The 13,707-nt window shown below is 62.4% G+C and carries 14 protein-coding genes; 8 read left to right on the forward strand and 6 right to left on the reverse strand.

Annotated elements, in window-relative coordinates:
• The first annotated feature begins 39 nt into the window (after window positions 1-39).
• Entirely contained in the window at window positions 40-537 is a 498-nt protein-coding gene (locus ACFPWW_RS25190) for a MarR family winged helix-turn-helix transcriptional regulator (RefSeq protein ID WP_377313709.1), read from the forward strand.
• Here ACFPWW_RS25190 and ACFPWW_RS25195 read toward each other — a convergent pair whose 3' ends face one another.
• Window positions 538-1,128, reverse strand: coding sequence for an NAD(P)H-dependent oxidoreductase (locus ACFPWW_RS25195; RefSeq protein ID WP_113412579.1), 591 nt, complete (start codon window positions 1,126-1,128; stop codon window positions 538-540).
• Between the two features lie 2 nt (window positions 1,129-1,130).
• Window positions 1,131-2,711, reverse strand: coding sequence for an exodeoxyribonuclease VII large subunit (xseA, locus tag ACFPWW_RS25200; RefSeq protein ID WP_112755217.1), 1,581 nt, complete (start codon window positions 2,709-2,711; stop codon window positions 1,131-1,133).
• 577 nt (window positions 2,712-3,288) lie between these two features.
• On the opposite strand from xseA, the gene ACFPWW_RS25205 reads away from it, so the two are divergent.
• Window positions 3,289-3,531 (forward strand): hypothetical protein, encoded by a 243-nt coding sequence (locus tag ACFPWW_RS25205; protein WP_112755215.1) that lies wholly within the window; start codon window positions 3,289-3,291, stop codon window positions 3,529-3,531.
• Between the two features lie 9 nt (window positions 3,532-3,540).
• Here the strand turns inward: ACFPWW_RS25205 and ACFPWW_RS25210 are convergent, their stop codons facing one another.
• Window positions 3,541-5,388 carry a hypothetical protein gene (locus ACFPWW_RS25210; RefSeq protein WP_377313849.1) on the reverse strand — a complete coding sequence of 616 codons (1,848 nt, stop codon included), beginning with the start codon at window positions 5,386-5,388 and terminating at the stop codon, window positions 3,541-3,543.
• A gap of 156 nt (window positions 5,389-5,544) precedes the next feature.
• Here ACFPWW_RS25210 and ACFPWW_RS25215 point away from each other — a divergent pair, with 156 nt between their 5' ends.
• Window positions 5,545-6,540, forward strand: coding sequence for a glycosyltransferase (locus ACFPWW_RS25215; RefSeq protein ID WP_113499006.1), 996 nt, complete (start codon window positions 5,545-5,547; stop codon window positions 6,538-6,540).
• Window positions 6,537-6,920, forward strand: coding sequence for a GtrA family protein (locus tag ACFPWW_RS25220; protein ID WP_112565158.1), 384 nt, complete (start codon window positions 6,537-6,539; stop codon window positions 6,918-6,920). Before ACFPWW_RS25215 ends, ACFPWW_RS25220 begins: the two co-directional genes overlap by 4 nt.
• 3 nt (window positions 6,921-6,923) lie before the next feature.
• Here the strand turns inward: ACFPWW_RS25220 and ACFPWW_RS25225 are convergent, their stop codons facing one another.
• A complete protein-coding gene (locus ACFPWW_RS25225) occupies window positions 6,924-7,910 on the reverse strand; it encodes a Gfo/Idh/MocA family protein (RefSeq protein ID WP_377313712.1) in 987 nt (328 codons plus the stop codon).
• 180 nt (window positions 7,911-8,090) lie between these two features.
• Here ACFPWW_RS25225 and ACFPWW_RS25230 point away from each other — a divergent pair, with 180 nt between their 5' ends.
• On the forward strand, window positions 8,091-9,038 hold the full coding sequence (locus tag ACFPWW_RS25230; protein WP_377313714.1) for an aldo/keto reductase: 948 nt from the start codon (window positions 8,091-8,093) through the stop codon (window positions 9,036-9,038).
• Window positions 9,039-9,052: 14 nt separating this feature from the next.
• On the forward strand, window positions 9,053-9,496 hold the full coding sequence (locus tag ACFPWW_RS25235; RefSeq protein WP_377313716.1) for a GNAT family N-acetyltransferase: 444 nt from the start codon (window positions 9,053-9,055) through the stop codon (window positions 9,494-9,496).
• Here ACFPWW_RS25235 and ACFPWW_RS25240 read toward each other — a convergent pair.
• Window positions 9,486-10,103, reverse strand: coding sequence for a hypothetical protein (locus tag ACFPWW_RS25240; protein ID WP_377313718.1), 618 nt, complete (start codon window positions 10,101-10,103; stop codon window positions 9,486-9,488). The genes ACFPWW_RS25235 and ACFPWW_RS25240 overlap by 11 nt on opposite strands.
• 144 nt (window positions 10,104-10,247) lie before the next feature.
• On the opposite strand from ACFPWW_RS25240, the gene ACFPWW_RS25245 reads away from it, so the two are divergent.
• Entirely contained in the window at window positions 10,248-10,748 is a 501-nt protein-coding gene (locus ACFPWW_RS25245) for a ferritin-like domain-containing protein (protein ID WP_112705720.1), read from the forward strand.
• Between the two features lie 104 nt (window positions 10,749-10,852).
• On the forward strand, window positions 10,853-11,212 hold the full coding sequence (locus ACFPWW_RS25250; protein WP_112565146.1) for a nuclear transport factor 2 family protein: 360 nt from the start codon (window positions 10,853-10,855) through the stop codon (window positions 11,210-11,212).
• A gap of 63 nt (window positions 11,213-11,275) precedes the next feature.
• On the opposite strand, the gene pheT is transcribed toward ACFPWW_RS25250, so the two are convergent.
• Complete coding sequence (gene pheT / locus ACFPWW_RS25255) at window positions 11,276-13,699, reverse strand: phenylalanine--tRNA ligase subunit beta (protein ID WP_377313720.1); 2,424 nt, start codon at window positions 13,697-13,699, stop codon at window positions 11,276-11,278.
• Window positions 13,700-13,707: the final 8 nt, after the last annotated feature.

Genomic DNA, 13,707 nt, shown 5'->3' on the forward strand with positions numbered 1-13,707 from the left:
TTATCTTGACGTCAAGATATCTGCTGGTATCGATGCGACATGGACAAGAGCGGGGAAGATCACGTCGACAGAATCCTGGCGCAATGGCGGCGCGAGCGGCCGGAGCTGGATGTCGAGCCCATGGGCATCTTCGGCCGGCTGAAGCGGCTGACGACGCATATCGCCCGCGAGGTGGAAGCGGTTCTGCTCGAACACGGTCTCTCCTCCTCCGCCTTCGACGTGCTGGCCACGCTTCGCCGCTCCGGCCCGCCCTACCGGCTTTCGCCCGGAGAACTGCTCGGCATGACGATGGTCAGTTCCGGTACGATGACGAACCGGATCGATCAGCTGGAAAAGGCCGGCTTCGTGGAACGGCTGTTCAATCCCGAAGACCGGCGCAGCGTGCTGATTGCGCTGACCGAGAAGGGTTTGGCGGCGGTGGAAGAGGCGGTCGGCGCGCATGTCGCCAACCAGCAGCGGCTGACGCGCAACCTGACGGCCGAGGACAAGGCAGCGCTCGACCGGCTGCTCAAGAAATTCCTGTCTGATTTCGAATAGTCAGACGGCCGCGAGCGCCCTGCGGATGCGTTCCAGGTGCGCCCTGCGTCTGGCTTGCGTCGCACGGTCCATGTCATGCAGGCTGATCATGCGGAAGACGAGTTTCTTCGAACAGAAATTGGCGATGCCACGCTTCAGCAGCCGACGGACGGGATTGCCCATATAGAAATGCACCAGCCACCAGGGCGAGCCCGTCGTCGTCAGTGCGTAGAGAAGCCTGATATTGGTGAGCTGCGGCACGATGCGGCCGCCGGCGGCATCGTGGGTGAAGGCCACGCCCGGCGCAAAGACGCGATCGAAGAAACCCTTCAGGATGGCCGGAAAATTGAACCACCATTGCGGGAAGACCAGAACCAGGCCGTCAGCCGCTTTCAATCGGGCGACGATGCCGGCGACGGCGGACGTATCGTAGGGCAGATCGAAATAGCCGTTCCTTTCGGCCTCGGACAGGCGCGGATCGAAATCTTCGGCATAGAGATCCAGAAGATCGACGGTATGGCCGGAGGCTTCGAGCGCCTCGCGGGCGGTACGCGCCACAGAGGCGGCAAAGCTTTCCGAGAGCGGATGGGCGAGGACCAGCAGGATCCGCATTGCTAGAACAGGCTTCCCTGCTTCGGCGGCTCGCCGGCCCTGGCGGCGCGCTTCCTGGTTCCCGATGGCGCAGCGCCGCCCTCTGTCGTCATGGCGCCGACACGCCCGTCGGCAAATTCAATGGCGATGCCCATGCCGGCGGAGAGCGCCGATGCCTGCGAAATCGGCCTGTTCTCCTCGTCGCGGATGACGGCATAGCCGCGCTTCAGCACGTTTTTGTAGGAGAGAGACTGAAGAACGCGATCCTGCGCGGAAAGCTCGGCGCGGGCACGCGTCAGCTGGTGGCGGATCGCCGTATCGGCATGACGCGAGAGATTGCCGAGGCGTTCACGACCGCGGTCGGTCTGCGTTTTCAGTCGGGCCGGCAAAGAGGCCAAAATGGCCTCGGCGCGTTCGATACGCGATTTCGAACGATCGAGCAGGCGCTCGACCGTTCGCTCGGCCCGGGCCATGCGTTCGTTCAGAAGCTGCCGACGCTCGGTGATGCGGTTGGAGAGCACGTCCGGGCGCAGATGCGAGGCGACACGCTCGAAACCGCGGCGCTTGTTGATGGTGTTGAGTTCCAGCCCGCGGCCCAGGCCGGTCGCGGCCTCGTCGAAACGGCGGCGGGGCAGCGCCAGCAGCTGATCGAGCGACGGCAGGGCGCGCATCAGGGCGCGGACGGACTGGCGGCGCTGATCCATCTGGCGGCTGACGGCGCCTTGCAGGCGCGCGGTAAGGCCAGCCACCTGCGCATCAAGCTCGGCCTTCACGGGAACGGCCATTTCGGCGGCACCCGTCGGCGTCGGGGCGCGGACATCGGCGGCGTAATCGATCAGGGTCCAGTCCGTCTCGTGACCGACAGCCGAGATCAACGGAATCCGGCTATCGGCTGCGGCGCGCACGACGATTTCGTCGTTGAAACTCCAGAGATCTTCGAGGCTACCGCCGCCGCGGGCGACGATCAGCACATCGGGGCGCGGGATGGCGCCGCCGGGCTCCAGTGCGTTGAAGCCATGGATGGCGTTCGCCACTTCCTCGCCGGAACCCTCCCCCTGCACCTTGACCGGCCAGACGACGACGTGAACCGGGAAACGATCGGAGATGCGATGCAGGATATCGCGGATGACGGCGCCGGTCGGCGAGGTCACGACGCCGATCACCTTTGGCATGAACGGCAGGCGCTTCTTGCGCGCGGGATCGAAAAGGCCCTCGGCGCCGAGCCGGCGCTTGCGTTCCTCGATCAGCGCCATCAGCGCGCCGGCACCGGCCGGCTCCAGCGTCTCGATGACGATCTGGTATTTGGAGGAGCCGGGGAACGTCGTGACCTTGCCGGTCGCGATCACCTCCATGCCCTCTTCCGGGCGGAATTTCAGGCGGGAAAAAGTGCCCTTCCAGATGACCGCGTCGATACGCGCGCGGTCGTCCTTCAGCGAGAAATAGGCATGGCCCGAGGAATGCGGGCCGCGATAGCCGGAAATCTCGCCGCGCACACGCACCTGATCGAAGGCTGTCTCGACGGTCCGCTTGATGGAACCGGAAAGCTCCGAGACCGAATATTCCGCAAGATTGGTGGGCGAATCGCCGTCAAGGACATTGCTCATCCCCCCTTTTTATTTTGAACACCGCCAAACGGAAAGGTCGGGGCCGGAGAAGGGCGGCTTTTTGTTCAAAAATCGGTGAGAGACCCAAGAAATAGGGATATCGCTCCTCCAAAAAAAATCTTAGTATCATTCACGTTCGTAGGGAGTGGCGAACACCGACCCGAAAAATGAGCATGCTGGTGACAGTGAAAATTCCCCGTCGATGAATGGCGCGGGAGGGATCGCTTCCCGTATTGTCGCTCTTGCTCAACCGCACAGGTTTCGGCTCGCCCTCTTTCCGAAAACCGGTCGATCAGGCGCGATCGAAGTGTCAGCGTGATGCTGCTTCGTTCCAACGCCGATGGTGCAGCCGGAAAGTTCCGTTTACGTAAGCGAAAAAGTAACGGAACTTTTCAGCCTGTAACAGAGTTGATCCGTATCGACACAGGTGCCCGGCGCGAGCCGGAGGAAATGCCGTCAGGTGAACGCATCCGTAACCATGGCCGCAAGTGCAGCTTTCGTTAAGGGTGGCAAATAAACTTTTGTTAGCGGAGGACCCCTAGGCTCCTCGCAAACGACCTGAAGAAGAGGTGACGACATGATCATCCTGACAGCAACCACATTGGGCCTCACCGTCGGCCTCATGCGCTCGGCCGGTGTTATCGCAATCGTCGCCATGTTGATCGGCCTGACCTTTGCTGCCGCTGCCATCGCCTCCGGCGGCGCCGTGTCATTCCTGGCACTTCTCTACACGATCATCGGTTACAATGCCGGCCTTCTGCTTTATCTCGGCGGCCTGTTCACCACCGACCGTCTGCGGGCCGTACGCGTCCACTCCTGAAAACAAGCGTCAGTTCGACGTCATACGGTAGCGGAAGAACTGGACGCCGCTGTCGGCGGCCTTCGGCAGCGGGTCGAGATAGGCCGGAACATTGCCCTTGCCAAGCTGCGCATAAAGCCCGTCGGGCTTCAATCTGGCGATCTCGCTGGTCTGCAGATCATCCGGGCAGAAGGCAAGTATCGTGACGCCCGCCCCCTTCAGAAACGCTTCCGCCTCCTGCGGCTCCGCCAGCCCGATATGCATCTCGGTCAACATGCCACCCTGGTTGCGGTGATAGGGGGCCGACAAAACACGGTTGGCGGTGTAGCGCAGGATCGGCACGCCCATTTCCGACGGCGCGGAAACAAGTCCCGCAGGCAGGCCGGCAAGCGGAGCGAGCGCCTGCCTGGAGGAACATGAAGGACTTTCGGCCTCCTGCGCATTCTTCGTCTTGTTGACCTGCATTTCGACGAGCGCGCCGCCGACGGCCCACACGGCCGGCACGCTTGCCAGAACCGTCAGGATATAGACGAGGGCAGCCGCGGCATTTTCGCTGTCGCCGTTCGACATGCGGCGCACGTCGATGATGAGCAGGGCAAGCGGCAGGATGGACAAGAGGTTTGAGAAGACGGCGCCCCGGACCTGGACCAGAGCGACGGCCCAGCTGACACTCAGAAGCGCCAGAAGCACGAGGTGGAGCTGCACGCGATCTCCCTGCAGGGCGCGGAAAATGCAGACAGCGATCGCGAACAGGCCAGGCGCATAAAATGCGCCGACCGAAAAGGGATCTCTGCGGCTGAGCGCGAGAACGGATTGCGCTTCCGAGACATTGCGCAGCCAGAGCTCGACCAGCATGGGATCGAGATCGGCGAGCGGGTTGTGCAGGCATTCAGGCGCAATGACCAGGGCCGACCCGAAGACGGCAGCGCCGACGACCGCAAGCACGGCCAAACGCAAGCCGCGGCCGAGACGGCTGGCAAAGATCGCGGAGGCGAGCAGCAGACCGCCGCCGATCGTCGCCAGGCTATAGAAGCCGAGCGAGAGATTGTCGCAAGTCACCGCCGAATAGCGCTGCGGCGGCACTGTCGCGAAGAAGAGGATGCTGATGGTGACGGCAAGACTGAGCCCGAAAGCCTTGGCAGCGGCGGCAAACGGTTCGCCTTCCCAGACCCAGAGCAGCGCCACGACCAGGCAATAGATGGCAACGAACGGCGTGGTCTCCGCGCCGATGGCGATTGCCACTGCGGCCGAAGCGCCAGCAACGGCATAGTTCCACGCGCGCTGCTTTTCATCGAAGAGCATTGCCACCATGGTCGCGACCAGCGCGAGCTGGGCGTTGTGATGATCGATGGCGCCGGGCGCAAAGCGATTGCCGGTATAGATCGCCATGCCGGCAAAACAGAAGGACAGGTGCATGCCGGCAAGGCCGCCGACACGCCGGCCGGCAAGGCCCATGGCAAGCATGGCGGGGAAAACGAGCGACAGCGGCCAGACCAGGAGTGCCGCAGCTTCCGCGCCGTCATGGCCGAGGAAGAGGCCGAAGACGCGGATCAGCGTGGCAATCGGCAGGTCGATCAGCCGCGACCAGTGCATCAGCGTACCCTCGCCCAGGCCGAGCCGATACTGCATCAGATCGAACCAGCCCTGCCCGTTCAGGAAATCCCTGACCTCCACGAGGCGCATGCCGTCGTCATTGTCGGGGCCGACATAATCGACCGGCCCGCCGGCATATTTCATGACGGTGATGACGCCGATCAGGACAAGGGTGTAGATGAGGGCGGACGGCAGAAGATGCACCAGCATCTGCCGGATGCTGCCGATGAGACCGGACCTCGCCGATGCGGATTGCGCCTTGGCGATCGGCTGCACTGCGTTCATCATGATAGCCAGGTCGTTTACGTGATGGGCAACCTTAGCCCTGGCTTGTCAAGAAAGTGTAAACCACAGGGAGTGACGGCTCCTGTTTCTCATAGGGGCTTGTTAACGCTGCATGGCGTAAGTTCGCCGTGGTTTCTTTGTGACGAGTGTAACCCCATGGCGCGATCGCTCAGCGAAAGTCCTGATATTGCCGTTCTGCTGCCCTGCTACAACGAAGCGGCGACGATCGGTTCTGTCGTCAGAGGTTTCCGGGCAGCGCTGCCCGACGCGCATATCCATGTCTACGACAACAATTCCACCGACGGCACGGCGCTGCATGCCATGCTTGCCGGCGCGCATGTCGTGCGGGAGCGGCGCCAGGGCAAGGGCCATGTGGTGCGGCGCATGTTCGCCGATATCGACGCCGACATCTACATCATCGCCGACGGCGACGGGACCTATGCGCCGGAGGATGCCGAAGAGCTGGTGCGGACGCTGCTGACCGAACGGGCCGACATGGTGGTCGGGACCCGGCGCGGCGTGCATGACGATGCCGGCCGGCAGGGTCACGCCCTCGGCAACCGGCTGTTCAACATCCTCTACCGCGCGATCTTCGGGCCTGACTTTACCGATATCTTCTCCGGCTACCGCGCCTTCTCGCGCCGCTTCGTCAAAAGCTTCCCGGCGGTTTCCGGCGGCTTCGAGATCGAGACGGAAATGTCGGTGCATGCGTCGCGGCTGAAATTGCCTGTCAGCGAGCTGGAATTGCACTACGGCAGGCGCCCGGAAGGTTCGCATTCCAAGCTCTCGACCTTCCGCGATGGCAGCAAGATCCTCTGGATGTTTGCCATGCTGATGAAGGAGACGCGGCCCTTTGCTTTCTTCGGCACGATCAGCGCCCTCTTCATGCTGGCAAGCCTCGGCTTCATGGGGCCGGTGCTGGCGGAATATTTCGCGACCGGCCTCGTCAGCCGCATGCCGACCTGGGTGCTCTCGACAGCGCTCGCAATGATCTCCATCATGCTGTTTACGGCCGGCGTCATTCTGGACTCCGTTGCACGGGCGCGGGCCGAGCAATTGCGCATCCACTATATGAGCCTGGCAGCGCCGGTCTCAGCAAGGGATAAGAGCGCGCCAATGACGCTAGATGGCAAAAAGGCCGATGCCGCATGAAGAAGCTCATTCGCTTCGCGATCGCCGGTGGACTGGGCTTCATCGTCGATGCGAGCGTGCTTGCTGCCCTTCTGCACCTGACGCCGCTCGGTCCCTTCATTGCCCGGCTGATTGCCATTGCGCTGGCGATGGCGACGACATGGGCCTTCAACCGGACCTTCACCTTCGACCGGTCAGGCCGGTCGCTGGCGGCGGAAGGCTTCCGCTACGGCTCGGTCGGGGTGACGGCGGCCCTTGTCAATTACGGGCTCTATTCGGCGCTGCTCCTGTCGCTGCCGGCGCTGCAGCCGCTGATCGCAATGGTGCTCGCGACCGCAGCGTCGATGTTCTTCAGCTTCTTCGGCTATTCCCGCTTCGTCTTCCGCGGCAAAGCCGAATAGGGTTCAGACGGCTTCCCAGCCATCCTGCTCGCTGGCGCGATAGATGGCATCGATGACCTTCTGGTTGAGCCTGGAATCTTCCAGCGTGACGATTTCTTCCTTCTCGCCAGCCGCGGCGCGGGCAAAAGCCTCCGCCTGGCACCTGTACTGCCGGCTATCCTGGAAGCGGATGATGCGGGATTCGTTGTGGCCGCGATTGGTCACTTCGATTTCCTCGGGTCCCCAGCGATTGGCGTTGAAGGGCGACTTGACCTCGATATAGCCGTCCGTGCCGTGGAAGACCATGACCTGGCGGCCGGCCATCTGCGTGGAGATGTAGAAGCTCAGCTCGAAATCACCAAAATCGGCCTTCACGCTGGAATAGATATCGGTGCCGAATTCCGCGTCACGCTCGGTGATGGCCTGCACCCAGGACGGTTCCTTGCCGGTGGAAAAGCGCGTGCTGATGACCGGATAGACGCCGATATCGGGCAGGCCGCCGCCGCCAAGTTCCGGAATGTTGCGCATGTTGCCGGGGTCGCGGTTGTAATAGGTGAAAGCGCCCTGGACATGGCGAAGCTCGCCGATCGCCCCCTCCTGCAGCAGCGAGCGGACCTTGCGCCAGACCGGCGCATAGGTGACCATGAAGGCTTCGCTGATGACGACCTTGTTGCGGTCGCGAGCGGCGATAAGATCATCGATCTCGGATGCCTTCAGCGCGATCGGCTTTTCGCAGAGCACATGTTTGCCGGCGTCCGCTGCCTTGATCGACCATTCGACATGCTGGGAGGTCGGCAGCGGAATATAGACGGCATCGATCGTATCGGATGCCAGCATTTCCTCGTAGGAACCGAAGGCGTGCGGCACGGAGAAGCGGTCCGCCATGTCCCGGGCGCGCGCAAAATCGCGGCTGGCAATTGCCGTGATGACGCAGTTTTCGGCGTCCTGGATGGCGGGAACGACGTTGTCGCGGCCGATCTTGGCCGTTGAAAGAATACCGAAACGCAACATGAGACATCCTCCTGAACTCGATCGGGCGCACCTTATTCAGCCGCCTCATGCGGCGCAATGGCGCGACGGCCGATCACGGAAGTTTGGTTTCCTTCGAAGGCGCTCCGCGCTAGGTTACTCGCGAACGGCGTTCTGCCGTTTCCTCTGATTTCAATCACTTCAATATTTTGGGAGAGCGCCATGCAGATGCGCCGGCTTGGAAAAACAGGTCTTTCGGTCTCGCCGATCGTTTTCGGCGGCAATGTCTTCGGCTGGACGGCCGACGAGAAAACGTCCTTCGATATCCTGGACGCCTTCTTCGATGCCGGTCTCAACACCATCGATACGGCCGACGTCTATTCCGCCTGGGTGCCGGGCAACAAAGGCGGCGATTCCGAAGAGATCATCGGCAAGTGGCTGAAGAAGGCAAAGCTCTCGCGCGACAAGGCCGTCATCATCACCAAGGTCGGTTCGGACATGGGCCAGGGCAAGACGCTGAAGGCGAACTATATCCTGAAGGCGGTGGAGGATTCGCTGCGCCGGCTGCAGACCGATTATATCGACCTCTACCTGTCGCACTGGCCGGATGCCGATACGCCGCACGAGGAATCGCTTGGCGCCTATGCCAAGCTTCTCGAACAGGGCAAGATCCGCTCCGTCGGCTGCTCGAACTACGACGCGGCCCAGCTGCAGGCCTCTTTCGACGCCGCCGACAAGGCGGGCCTGCCGCGCTATCAGGCGCTGCAGCCGGAATATAATCTCTACGAACGTTCGAGCTTCGAAGGCCCGCTTGCCGATCTCTGCATCAAGGAGGACATCGGCGTTATCACCTATTTCAGCCTCGCCGCCGGCTTCCTCTCCGGCAAATACCGCAGCAAGGCGGATACGGAAGGCTGCGCCCGTGAAGGCCGCGTTGCGCAATATCTCGACGACAAGGGCATGCGCATTCTTGCCGCCCTCGACAAGATCTCGGCCGAGACCGGCGCCAGGCCGGCGGAAATCTCGCTTGCGTGGCTCCTGCGCAAGAAGGGCGTGACGGCGCCGATCGCCAGCGCTACGAGCCTCTCCCAGCTCGAAAGCCTGGTGAAATCCGCAACGCTCAAGCTTTCCGACGAGGCAATGGCGCTGCTTGATCAGGCAGGCGCCTGAAACGAGGTGACGGCATGACCGCGACGATCCGCGATGCGAGACCCGAGGACGAGACGCGCTGGCGCGCGCTCTGGGCAGACTATCTCGCCTTTTACGAAGTCACCGTCGATGCCGACATCACCGATTCCACCTGGCGCCGGGTTTTCGATCCGGCGTCGGCAATCTTCATGCGGGTTGCCGAACTCGATGGCGAGGTCGTGGGCTTCGCACTGTGCCTGACCCATGAAGGCACATGGATCCGTGGCAAGGACTGCTATCTCGAAGACCTCTTCGTATCCAAGAATGTGCGCGGCAAGGGCATCGGCCGGGCCTTGATGGACGACCTCGTGGCGCTCTGCGCAAAGAACGGCTGGTCGCGGCTCTATTGGCATACGAACGAGCAGAACAAGACAGCCCGCTCGCTTTACGACACCTACGTCAAGAGCGAGGGCCACATCCGCTACCGCATCAATTTCTAAGCGGCGGAAAGCCCTTATACCATTCGGAATGATCCCCTTCCCAGTTCGCCATGCCCGGCTTGGTCAGGATACCGCGCGGGCGCACGTAGCTCTGAATCACCCGCTTCGGGCGTTCATGCCACTGGATGTTGAAGGCCCATAGCTTCGGGAAGAAGCAGAGCGAGGCATAGGGCAGGTGGTCGTGGATCCACCAGGCAAGCCGCTGCCAGTCGCTTTCATCGCTGTAGTGATCGACCATCCACGGCACGGCAATACAGGCGGCGGCCCCCATGCAGCCGTCGAAATCCCTGGCGTCCCAGATGTGATGGGCGGCCGTGGCGGCGTTGGTCGAGCAGTTCAGCCCGTTCTCGTTGCCGAAGCGGTTGACGGCGGGCGAGCGATAACCGGAGCGGATATGCAGGCGCCCGAAGGTCGCTTCCAGCGGCTCCAGCAATTCCTCGCACAGGCGCCGGCCGGTTTCGATGGCGAGATCGGGATCGTCCGGGATATTCGGGATACGGTAGAAATCGGCGATTTCCGAGTGAAGGAAATCGCGAAGGAAGAAGTTCTTCGACAGCCGCACCCGGCCAAGATCCTCGAGCCCCTTCATCGATCCCGGTTTCTTCATATGCGCGCTCCTCCCGATTCCCGACGGCAGCATCGCCCGGACGATGCAGGGGGGCCACCCGAAAAATGCGGGAACAATTAGCCCGGTGCCAACTTCTAGGAAATGTCGCCCAAGGGCGCAAATCCCCAAGAAAGGAACGGAACCATGGCCAAGGAAAAGACGCTGGAAGATCTGTTTTACGATACGCTCAAGGACATCTATTTCGCCGAGCGCCAGATATTGCGCGCCCTGCCGAAGATGGCGCGTGCCGCCCAGTCCCAGGAGTTGAAAGCGGGTTTCGAAAAACACCGCGAGGAAACCGAGGGTCATGTCGAGCGGCTGCAGCAGGTCTTCGAAATCATCGGCAAACGCGCACAGGGCAAGACCTGCGAGGCGATCCAGGGCATCATCGCCGAAGGCGAGGAAATCATCGAGGAATTCAAGGGCACGCCCGCCATCGATGCCGGCCTGATCTCCTCGGCCCAGGCCGTCGAGCATTATGAGATCGCCCGCTATGGAACGCTGAAGACCTGGGCGCAGACGCTCGGCTTCAAGGAGGCGGTCACGCTTCTCGACCAGACGCTGCAGGAAGAAGGCAAGACCGACCAGATCCTGACGAAGCTTGCGACATCCGCGGCAAACCAGAAGGCGTCACGCGCAGCCTGAAGCCGCAGCAAGAGCAGCCCTCGGCGGCTGCTCTTGCTGCTGCGATCTTGCCTTCGTTCGCCGCGCCGCTATCATTTTCCGGGAATGTGAGGCGAGGTATCGATATGGCCGACAGGCAGGCAATCGAAGCAACGGTTCATCTCTATGTCGAGGGCATGGCCTTCGCCAATGAAGCGGCCCTGAAGAAGGCTTTTCATCCGAAAAGCTCCGTTATCGGACACTACCGGAATGCGGTGGAATGGCTCTCGCGCGACGAATTCATCGCCGCAATCCTGGAGGAAGGGGCCGCGCCACCCGGCACCCAGCCTTATATGGACATAGACAGCATCGACATAGCAGGCGATGCGGCAACAGTGAAAGTGACCGACGAGTTCGCCGGCATGCGCTTCACCGACTATCTTTCGCTGCTGAAGATCGACGGTCGCTGGACGATCGTCAGCAAGCTCTACCATCTCCACATATGAAAAGACCGGCAGCCTGCGCCGCCGGTCCTCCGATCTTTGTTAGCCGGATCAGCTCCTCCCGGATCAGCTTCTCAGGACACCGCCGGTGAACTTGGCGACGCTGGCGACGATCTTCTGCGTCAGCGCTTCGAAATCCTCGTCGGTCAGCGTGCGCTCGGCCGGCTGGATCTGCACCTCGATCGCAACGGACTTCTTGCCCTCGCCCACGGATGCGCCTTCGAAAATGTCGAAGACGTTGACGCCCGTGATCAGCTTGCGGTCGACGCCGCTGGCAGCCTTGATGATGGCACCCGCCTCCACCGTCCTGTCGACTACGAAGGCGAAGTCGCGCCTGACCGCCTGGAAGGGCGAAAGGTCGAGCGCCGGCTTGGTGCGGGTCGCCTTCTTCTTCGGCTCGGCCATGGCGTCGAGATAGACTTCGAAGCCGCAGAGCGCACCGGAGACATCGAGCTTTTCAAGCGTGGTCGGGTGGAACTCGCCGAAATAGCCGAGGATCACCTTCGGCCCCATCTTGATCGTGCCGGAACGGCCAGGGTGATACCAGTCAGGCCCGCCCTGCTCGATCTGGATATTGCCCATCGGCAGGCCGCAGGCTTCGATCACGGCCAGCGCATCGGCCTTGGCGTCGAAGACGTCGACCGGCTTGCCGCCGCCCTTTGACGCATTCGACCACATGCGGCCAGCACCTGCCAGCGAAGCGGTGCCGCGGCGGATGCCGCCGGCGACCCGGCGCTGGCCTTCCGGCCTGTCGTTCTCGTAGGTGCCGGAGACTTCGAAGATCGCCACGTCGCCATAACCCTTGTCGGCATTGCGCTGGGCAGCCGTCAGCAGGCCCGGCAGCAGAGAGGGGCGCATGTCCGACATTTCGGCGGCGATCGGGTTGGCGAGCTTGAGGGCCGGAGAACCGCCGCCGAAGAGCTTCGCCTGATCTTCGGGGATGAAGGACCAGGTGACGGCTTCCAGCATGCCGCGCGAGGCGAGCGCGCGCTTGGCGGCCCGCGTGCGGATCTGCAGCGTGGTCAGGATGCGGCCGTTGACGGCGGCATGGCTTTCGAGCGGCGCCGGCTTGATATTGTCGACGCCATGAATGCGCATGATCTCCTCGACGAGATCGGCCTTGCCGTCCACATCGGGACGCCAGGAGGGAACGGCCACGGAGACGCGTTCGCCGGAGCCGGAAACCTTGAAGCCGAGGCGGGTCAGGATCGTGTCGCTTTCTTGCGTCGAGACGTCGAGGCCGGTCAGGCGCTTGACCTCCGAATAGGGGAAATCGACGATCTTTGGTTCGTAACCCTTGTAGCCGACGACCTCGGCCCTGGCGGGCGTGCCGCCGCAAAGTTCCAGAACCAGTTCTGTCGTGCGCTCGAGGCCGGGAAGCATATATTCCGGATCGACGCCGCGTTCGAAACGGTAGCGCGCATCGGTGATGATGCCGAGCGCGCGGCCGGACTTGGCGATGTTCATCGGATCCCAGAGAGCGGATTCGATCAGCACATCGACGGTGTTTTCATCACAGCCGGAATGTTCGCCGCCCATGATGCCGCCGATCGATTCAATACCCTTCTCGTCGGCGATGACGACGTTGTTCGGGCCGAGCTTGTATTCGCGCTGGTCGAGCGCCAGCACGGTCTCGCCCTCTCTCGCCCGGCGGACAGTCAGGTTGCCCTTGACCTTGGCGGCGTCGAAGACGTGCATCGGCCGGCCCTGATCGAAGGTCATATAGTTGGTGATATCGACGAGCGCGTTGATGGGACGCAGGCCGATGGCAAGAAGCCGCTGTTGCATCCAGCGCGGGCTCGGGCCGTTCCTGACGCCGCGCACGAGCCTGAGGCCGAAGCCCGGGCAGAGCCTGGCATCGTCGAGATCGAGCGTCAGCTTCACCGACGTTTCACCTTCGACCGCGAAGGACGGCGCGGGGCGCGTCTTCAGCGTGCCAAGGCCGGAGGCTGCGAGATCGCGGGCGATGCCGTAGATCGAGGTGCAGTCCGGACGGTTCGGCGTCAGGTTGATCTCGATGACCGGATCGTCGAGATGGGCGTAGGCCGCATAACTCGTGCCGACGGGCGCATCGTCCGGAAGGTCGATGATGCCGTCGTGGTTGTCGGATATCTGCAGTTCCTTTTCCGAGCACATCATGCCGCGGCTTTCGACACCGCGGATATTGCCGACGGAGAGCGTCACGTCGATGCCGGGAACATAGGTGCCGGGAGCGGCGAAAGCACCGACGAGGCCGGCGCGCGCATTCGGCGCGCCGCAGACCACCTGCACCGGAGCACCCTCACCAATATCGACCATCAGCACCTTCAGGCGGTCGGCCTGCGGATGCTTTTCGGCGGAGAGAACCTTGGCGATGACAAAGGGCCTGAAGGCCGCCTTGTCGTCGACATCTTCCACCTCCAGCCCGATCTCCGTCAGGCGCGTGCAGATCTCATCGAGCGTGGCATCCGTTTCCAGATGATCCTTCAGCCAGGAGAGCGTGAATTTCATAGGTCCAA

Source organism: Rhizobium sp. GCM10022189 (assembly GCF_042656325.1).
Taxonomy (GTDB): Bacteria; Pseudomonadota; Alphaproteobacteria; order Rhizobiales; family Rhizobiaceae; genus Rhizobium.